Below are 7,723 nucleotides of genomic sequence, written 5' to 3' on the forward strand. Positions count from 1 at the left end.
ACGCTTTCGGACAACCTGGCCGGCCGTTTGCCGCAAGCGGGCAAAGCGGGTGGTCCTGCGGTTCAGCCGCCAGGCGGTTAACCGTTTCCCCAATCGGCCGCCGCCGAGGCATCATGCGTGACCGGTGAAACCGTCGGCGTCGGTCCCCAGACCCAGGCAACCTTGCATGGAGGTGGTTTTAATGCCCGACAAGCCTTGGCTGCGTCACTATCCTGCCGAGGTGCCGCCGACGTTCGACTACCCGCGACATTCGCTGGCTTGTTTTTTGACGGAGTCCGCCCGTATGTATCCGCAGCGTGCCGCCTTGGATTTTATGGGCAAAACGATGACTTACCGCAAGCTTCTGGAGCAAGCGAGCCGATTTGCGGACGCGCTTGTCCGGCACGGCGTGCGCCAAGGCGACCGGGTGGCGCTCATGCTGCCGAACTGCCCGCAAACGGTCATTGCGTATTTCGGCACGCTGCTTATGGGCGGTATCGTCGTGATGACCAATCCGATGTACACCCCGCGCGAACTGGAGTATCAGCTTAAGGATGCGGGGGCCCGGACGATCGTCACGCTGGATCTGCTGTACCGGCGGGTATCGGAAATTGCCGAGTCCGCCGAGCTAAGACATGTCATCGTCACGTCGATCAAGGACTACATGCCTGTCCCGCAAAAATGGCTCTACCCGTTGTTCGCGAAGAAGCAGGGACTGGACCGGAGAGTCGTTTACGGCAACGGCGTTTACCCGTTCCGGCAATTTATTGAGCGGGGTTCCCCGGAGCTTCGGCAAGCGGAGGTGGATGCGGAGCGCGATCTGGCTTTGATCCAATATACGGGAGGCACGACCGGGCGAGCCAAAGGGGTGATGCTGACGCATTATAACCTGATCGCCAATTCGATTCAAAGCCGGCTGTGGTCCTACCGTTTGAAGTCCGGGCAGGAAACGTACTTGTCGGCGCTGCCGTTTTTTCATGTGTTCGGGCTGACGGTGCTGCTGAATCAGTCCGTTTATTTGGGCGGAACGCTGGCGCTCCTGCCGCGATTCGAGACCGGCTTGCTGCTTGAGACCATCCGCCGGACGAAGCCGACCGTGTTCCCCGGTGCGCCGACGATGTATATTGCGCTTCTTCAGCAAGCCCGCAAGCCGCGGTTTAACCTGTCCTCGCTGAAGCTGTGCATCAGCGGGGCCGCTCCGCTGCCGCTTGAGGTGCAGGAGCAGTTCGAGGCCATCTCGGGAGGCCGCCTCGTCGAGGGCTACGGTTTAACGGAAGCGTCGCCCATCACGCACGGGAACAACATCTGGGAGCGGCGGAAAATCGGCTCCATCGGCATTCCGTTCCCCGATACGGACGCGCGGATTGTCGACCCGCAGACGCTGGAGGAGCTGCCGGTCGGAGAGGTTGGCGAGCTGGCCGTCCGCGGGCCTCAAGTGATGAAGGGCTATTGGAACCGGCCGGAGGATACCGCAGCGGCGCTGAAGGACGGATGGCTGTACACCGGCGATATGGGAAGGATGGATGAAGACGGCTTTTTTTACATTTTGGACCGGAAAAAGGACTTAATCATCGCCGGCGGCTTCAATATTTATCCGCGCGAGATCGAGGAGGTGCTGTACGAGCACCCGGATGTGGCGGAGGCCGTGGTGGCCGGCGTGCGCGATCCGTACCGGGGGGAAACGGTCAAGGCGTATCTGGTTATGAAGCAAGGCAGCGAGGCGGGAGCCGAGGAGCTCAACCGGTGGTGCCGGGAGCGGCTGGCCGCCTACAAGGTGCCCCACATTTACGAATTTCGGGACCATCTGCCCAAAACGATGGTCGGCAAAGTGCTTCGCAGAAAGCTGCTGGAAGAAGAGGCGGAACGGACGGAAGGCGAAACGCCCGGCGATTGACGGCAGGTGCGGCCGGGGCCCTGAACCGAAGGACGGATCGTCCGATTCATGAGCGATAATCCCGTCTTTCTCCGCCGCAGGCACCCCGGCGTCCGGCCCCATGTCAAAAGGAAAGCCGAAAAGGGCCAGCCCATCATCGGTCTTTGTAAAAAGACTGGAGGGCGGCCCTCTTCCTATTCGTTTCGATCATTCGGCAGCGATTAGGAGGATGTTCACTTTGTCTGCTTTAAGGCGGCAATAGCTTCCCGGAAGGCAACTACTTCTTCGAGCATTTCACTCTCTTGTGTATTGACGCTGGTCTTGACGATAACGATGTTTTCCTTTTGATTTACATAAATGGATTGGCCATAAATGCCGCTTGCAAGAATTTCTTGGCTGTCGCCGGGCAGCCACCACTGATTTTTATAGTATGGCATTCCCGGACTGCCGACATAGGTTTCTTTGACCCAGTTATCGGAGATGATCCGCTTGCCGTTCCAGAGACCGTTATTCAAGTACAGGCGGCCGAATTTGGCATAGTCGCGCAGCGTTGCATTGAGAAAGGCGAATGTCATGTCATCGCCGTGCAAATCCGTGTTCCAATAGGCGCGGCTTTCCATGCCGAGGGGCTTCCATATTTTTTCTTCCAAATATTGCGCAGGCTGCTTTCCGGTTACTCTGTGAATGAGCATGCCCAGCACCTGGGTGTCCGATCCTTTATAAGTAAAGGTCCCCGGTGGGGTTTCGGCAGGGAGGGTTGCCATTTTGCTGTTGAAAGATTTTTTATTCACAAATAATTCATTGTACCACACGGTTCTGTAAGGCTCTTCAAAAACGGGATATTTTACGCCGGACGCCATGTTGAGAATATGTTGAATCGTCACGCCGTTATACCCCGACTGACTCAGCTCCGGCAAATAATCGGTGATCGGATCGTTTACGCTTCGAATGTACCCTTCGTCTATGGCAATGCCGATGAGGGCGGAAGTAAACGATTTGGACATGGACCAGGACGTATTCAACGTTTTTGCCGTATTGCCCAGGTAATACTTTTCCACCAATATTTTATCGTCTTGTATGATAAGAAGACCTGTCGTTACGGTGCGTGCGAGCAAATCTTTAAACTGTCGGGTCTGTCCATTATACGTGTAAGTGAAATTGGGCAGTTGGCGGAGATCTTTTTTGAACCGGTACACATTGTGTTTATCATGGTGGATCGTTCGGCTTGGGAAAACTTTATCCATGGAACGAAAATTTTGCACGATCTTCTTTCGGTCAAACAGGGTTAAAAATTTGGACGGATCATAAGTCGCCGAGCTAACGGATAACTGCTCCTCCTCCGGCCCGACGATTTCTTTGTCAATCGGCAATTGGACATCCTCGTAATCTTCCAAGCTCGCAATCTGCGATTCCTCCGCATGCGACACGGAGTAGAGAGGAGAGAAGCTGCCAAACGATCCGATGACAAAAGTGCTGAGAACTGCTGACATTAACCACGGTTTCTTGGACATGTGCTGTTACACCTCTTAACATTATAGTAATAGATTGGCAGAAAGCGCTTGCATGATTTATTTTACAATATTTAATAAAATATTACAAATAAAGAACATACTTCCGAAGTGAGGGTACCTAAAGAAAACAACACTCCGCCTAGAATTTGTCGCTTCCTTATTTGGATAAATGGGATTACAACTTAATTAACGTAATATTTTATCACACATCCCAAAAAATGGCGTTCCATTCGCCGATAAAAGGGGGGATTTCATACGATTCATCGGCCGGCACGATATCCGGCCTGACCCGTCCAAAAAAAAGCAGCAAAACCTATTTAGCAGAAGGAGGATTGTTTATATTGGCAGCTAAAAAAGGATTGACACTGATGCTGAGCGCGGCGCTTGTCCTGACCTCCTGGGGCTTTTTTTCGGCTTCGCAAGCGGAGGCCGCCGGGGTGCACCCGTCGCTTCCGGATTGGTCCCATGCGGGCTACAAGGGCGGGGTGCCGCTGCCGACCGGAGGGACGGTCATCGATCTGGCATCCAAAGGCGTAAAGGCCAATGACGGCAAGGACGATTCCGATGCGCTGCAGGCAGTCATCGACGCGATTCGCAGCGGCTCGTTAACCGTCAACGGCGCCAAGGTCAGCGAGACGAACCGGGCGATTCTGCAATTTCCCGCCGGAGAGATCAATCTGAGCAAGTTCATCCGGGCGGACGCCAGCTGGGTGACCTTCCGAGGCGCGGGCACCGACCCGGCCACGGGAACAAAGATGGTGTTCAGGCCTGCCAGCACGTACACATCGGATAACGGCCTGCCCGTCATCGACGGCAAGCTGTGGCCGGGATACGGCGCTTTTCGCGTGGAGGACCGGGACAAAGATCCGGGCGAGCCCGACTATGAAGGCAGCATCAACTTTCATTGGAAATCCGGCGTCAAGGTAGCCAATGCCGGCGGCGGAACGAAGGGCGGCAATCAAATCAAGCTGGCCAGCGGAGGCGGCAAAAAATTCAAGACCGGGGACACGATCTACGTCGGAGCGGCCAATACGGCGGACTTTTATCAAATGATGGGCGCCCCGCAAAATTATTGGATCAATCAGCATATGCGCAGCCAAATGTTCAAAGTGACAAGTCTGAGCGGGGATACGCTGACGATCGACAAGCCGCTGGAATTTGACATTCCGTACAGCAACGGCGGAGCGATTCTGGGAACGACCTACTACAGCAAGGTCATGCCGATCAAGCTTGTGGAAGGCGTCGGTTTTGAAAATTTTTATTTTACGCAAGATATTTCCTATACGCAGTACAGCAATAAAAATGTAAACGATTACGATCCGGTCTCGAATCCGAACGGCGTCGGCTTGAAATTTACGAACGAGGCCCCGGAATACGCGATCCACGCAATTGTGTTCAAATGGGCGCAAAACGGCTGGGTGAAGGGCATCCGCACCTACATGACGGGCTCGCACCCGATTGTCACCGAATTCGCCAGATATATGGAGTTTCGGGACAATGTCATTTTCGGTTCGTGGAACAAAGGCAAAGGCGGCCACGGCTACTTCCGAGGCTCCAAATTGTACGACAGCAAAATTATGAACAATACGATCGACCGCGTCCGCCATCTGACACTGCAATGGTCGGCCACGGGCAACGTCGTTTCGGGCAATACGATGACGGTGGATATGAATCTGCACGGCGGCTGGGAGCGCCGCAATCTCATCGAGAACAACGTGATTACCGTTCCTTTCCGGCATCGCAGCTGGGGCGAGGGAGAAGGCGGCTCGGAGCCGGAAGGCGGAACCTGGTACCCCATCTGGTACGGTGCAGGGCCTCACGCGTCCAAGTGGTCGGGCTCGACCGGCGAGCAGAATGTGTTTTTCAACAACACGATGAGCAAGCAGGAAACGGACGGCGGAAGCTACACGACGTATGCGCCTTATAACGACCCTCACCGCATCTATCAAATCGGCTGGGACGGAAGCAAGTGGGCGCACCTGGAGAAGCCGGCCGGGACGCTGATCGGCACCTGGACCGATAACGAGAAAGTGGACTATGCGCTCGCTCCAAACAAAGGCGTCTACGACTGCTTGACGTTTTCGGGAACCTCTCTGTTGGGCGGCGGAACGGCCGTCTTGAATTGCAAAGGCAGCAACCCCGGGGATACGCAGGCGCCGTCGGCACCAGCCAATTTGACGGCAACCGGCGTCACGTCCTCTTCGGTGTCGTTTTCTTGGCATGCTTCCACGGACAACGTCGGCGTCACCGGCTATGACGTCTACAACGGCACTGCGCTGGCCGCCACCGTGACCGGCACCGGCGCAACAGTCAGCGGGCTGAGCCCGAATACGGCGTACACGTTTACGGTCAAGGCGAAGGATGCGGCCGGCAATGTCTCTGCAGCGAGCAATGCCGTTCAGGTAACGACCAGCGGAGGCACGCAGAACCCTGTGCCGGTTACGCTGACGGCAGCGGAAGACAGCTTTGTTCGAGGCGGGACGTATGCCAACGACAACTATGGCTCCTCGGACACCATGAGCGTCAAGCGGAGAGCCTCCAATGCCTCCTACGACCGCAAGGGCTATCTGAAATTCAACCTGTCTTCGATCAGCGGAAATGTCAGCTCGGCGATCCTGAAGCTGTATGTCACGAATATTCACAGCAACACGACGTCCTACAAGCTGGAAGCCAGAGGTCTGCAAAACGACGCATGGAGCGAAGCGACGATTAACGCTGCGAACCAGCCCACGGAAGCAGGAACCCTCATAGGCACGGCAACTATCAACCAAAAAGGCGCATACGTCAGCTTTGATGCGACCGCCTTTGTGAAAAGCCATACCGATGGAACCGTCAGCTTCCGGCTTGTCGGCTTGGACGAGGATTTGGGCGCCGATTACGCGACCAAGGAACATGCCAATGCGGCGATACGCCCCGTTCTTGTCGTGAATGCAGGAGGAAGCGGCGGCGATACGCAGCCGCCTTCGGTGCCGACCGGGCTGTCCGTTACGGGCAAAACCTCCTCCAGCGTATCGCTCGCATGGAATGCCTCGACCGACAATACGGGTGTCGCGGCCTACGAGGTGTATAACGGCTCGGCATTGGCCGCTACGGTGACGGGAACAACCGCGACCGTCGGCGGATTAAGTCCGAATACGGCATACACTTTCACGGTCAAAGCGAAGGATGCGGCCGGCAACGCTTCCGGCGCAAGCATTCCGGCCAGCGCGAGGACGGATGCGGTCGGAGCAGGGTGCCCGGGCGCGCTGAATTCGACGCCGGCGATTCAAAACGCGATGAAAAACGCGAAGCCCGGCGATATCATCAGCATTGCTCCGGGAACTTATCTCGGCGACGTGTCGACGTCCGGGGATACGCCCAGAACGCCGGATGATCCTTATGGGCCCGGACTGTTCTTTTCGCCGAAAAACGGGACGGCTGCCGCTCACATCGTGCTGAAAAGCTGCGATCCCGGCAACCGGGCGATTTTAACGGGAAAAGCGGTAAACGACGGGTCCTACGGCATCCATTTGACGGGGGATTATTGGGAAGTCCGCGATCTGATCGTTACGAACGCCCAAAAGGGGATCGTGGTCGATAACGGCAACAACAACCTGCTGAACAACGTTGAAGTGCATCGGATCGGGGACGAGGGCGTCCATTTTCGGGACGGCAGCTCGTACAATACGCTGGAATACTCCAAAATTTACGATACGGGCAACTACCAGCCGGGGTATGGGGAAGGAGCCTATGTCGGATCAGATGAGAGCTCGCCATACGAGCACACCGTGATCGGAAATACGATCCGGCACACCGTCTTCGACGGCGGAATTACGGCAGAGCACATCGATATCAAGGAGGGCGCCGACGGCACCGTGGTGGAGAATTGCTATTTCAACGGGACCGGCATGACGGGAGATAACAGCGCCGATAGCTTCATTGACGTGAAGGGCGTCAATTCCGTGATTCGCTTTAACGAGGGCTATCGGAACGGGAATGCGAAGGTGGCGGACGCGTTTCAGGTACGGACCCACGGCTCCAAGTACCCGACCGGAAAGGACAATACGTTTTATAACAATAAGGTGAATCTCGATAACGCGCCGGGATACGTTGTCAATGCCACAAGCGCCGCTACGGGCACGAAAGCGCACGACGACGTCCGAATCGGCGGCGGCAATTTATACAACAAAAATGTGAACAAATAATCGCGGGGAGCAGCTGCTGACTTTGATATGACTTGCGACCAATCGGCACATTAGCATGGGGGCATTCTCTCTTCACGAGGGAATGTCTCTTTTCTATGAAGCGTGCCCAGAGGCACGCATCTTCTAGCCGGTGAAAATCCGGTCGCGGGAGGGGCCAAGCCCCCGCGTAGCTAGGA

At 55.9% G+C, this 7,723-nt stretch carries 3 protein-coding genes; 2 read left to right on the top strand and 1 reads right to left on the bottom strand.

Annotation, left to right across the window (positions count from 1 at the left end):
* Positions 1 to 181: 181 nt before the first annotated feature.
* The gene (locus tag KQX66_RS28830; protein ID WP_216796325.1) at positions 182 to 1,873 is read left to right on the top strand and encodes a long-chain-fatty-acid--CoA ligase; all 1,692 of its coding nucleotides are present in this window, start codon (positions 182 to 184) and stop codon (positions 1,871 to 1,873) included.
* Positions 1,874 to 2,085: 212 nt separating this feature from the next.
* On the opposite strand, the gene KQX66_RS28835 is transcribed toward KQX66_RS28830, so the two are convergent.
* Positions 2,086 to 3,363 (bottom strand): serine hydrolase domain-containing protein, encoded by a 1,278-nt coding sequence (locus tag KQX66_RS28835; protein WP_216796326.1) that lies wholly within the window; start codon positions 3,361 to 3,363, stop codon positions 2,086 to 2,088.
* A 341-nt stretch (positions 3,364 to 3,704) separates the two neighbouring features.
* Between KQX66_RS28835 and KQX66_RS37560 the strand changes: the two genes are divergently transcribed.
* Entirely contained in the window at positions 3,705 to 7,547 is a 3,843-nt protein-coding gene (locus KQX66_RS37560) for a CBM96 family carbohydrate-binding protein (RefSeq protein ID WP_253957498.1), read from the top strand.
* Positions 7,548 to 7,723: the final 176 nt, after the last annotated feature.

Origin of the sequence: Paenibacillus oleatilyticus (assembly GCF_018998565.1) — a bacterium.
GTDB lineage: Bacteria > Bacillota > Bacilli > Paenibacillales > NBRC-103111 > Paenibacillus_G > Paenibacillus_G oleatilyticus.

What these genes read in the sequence shown, in the direction of transcription:
- KQX66_RS28830 (WP_216796325.1), top strand. Translation starts at nt 182, where the DNA reads ATGCCCGACAAGCCTTGGCTGCGTCACTATCCTGCCGAGGTGCCGCCG.
- KQX66_RS28835 (WP_216796326.1), bottom strand. Translation starts at nt 3,363, where the DNA reads ATGTCCAAGAAACCGTGGTTAATGTCAGCAGTTCTCAGCACTTTTGTC.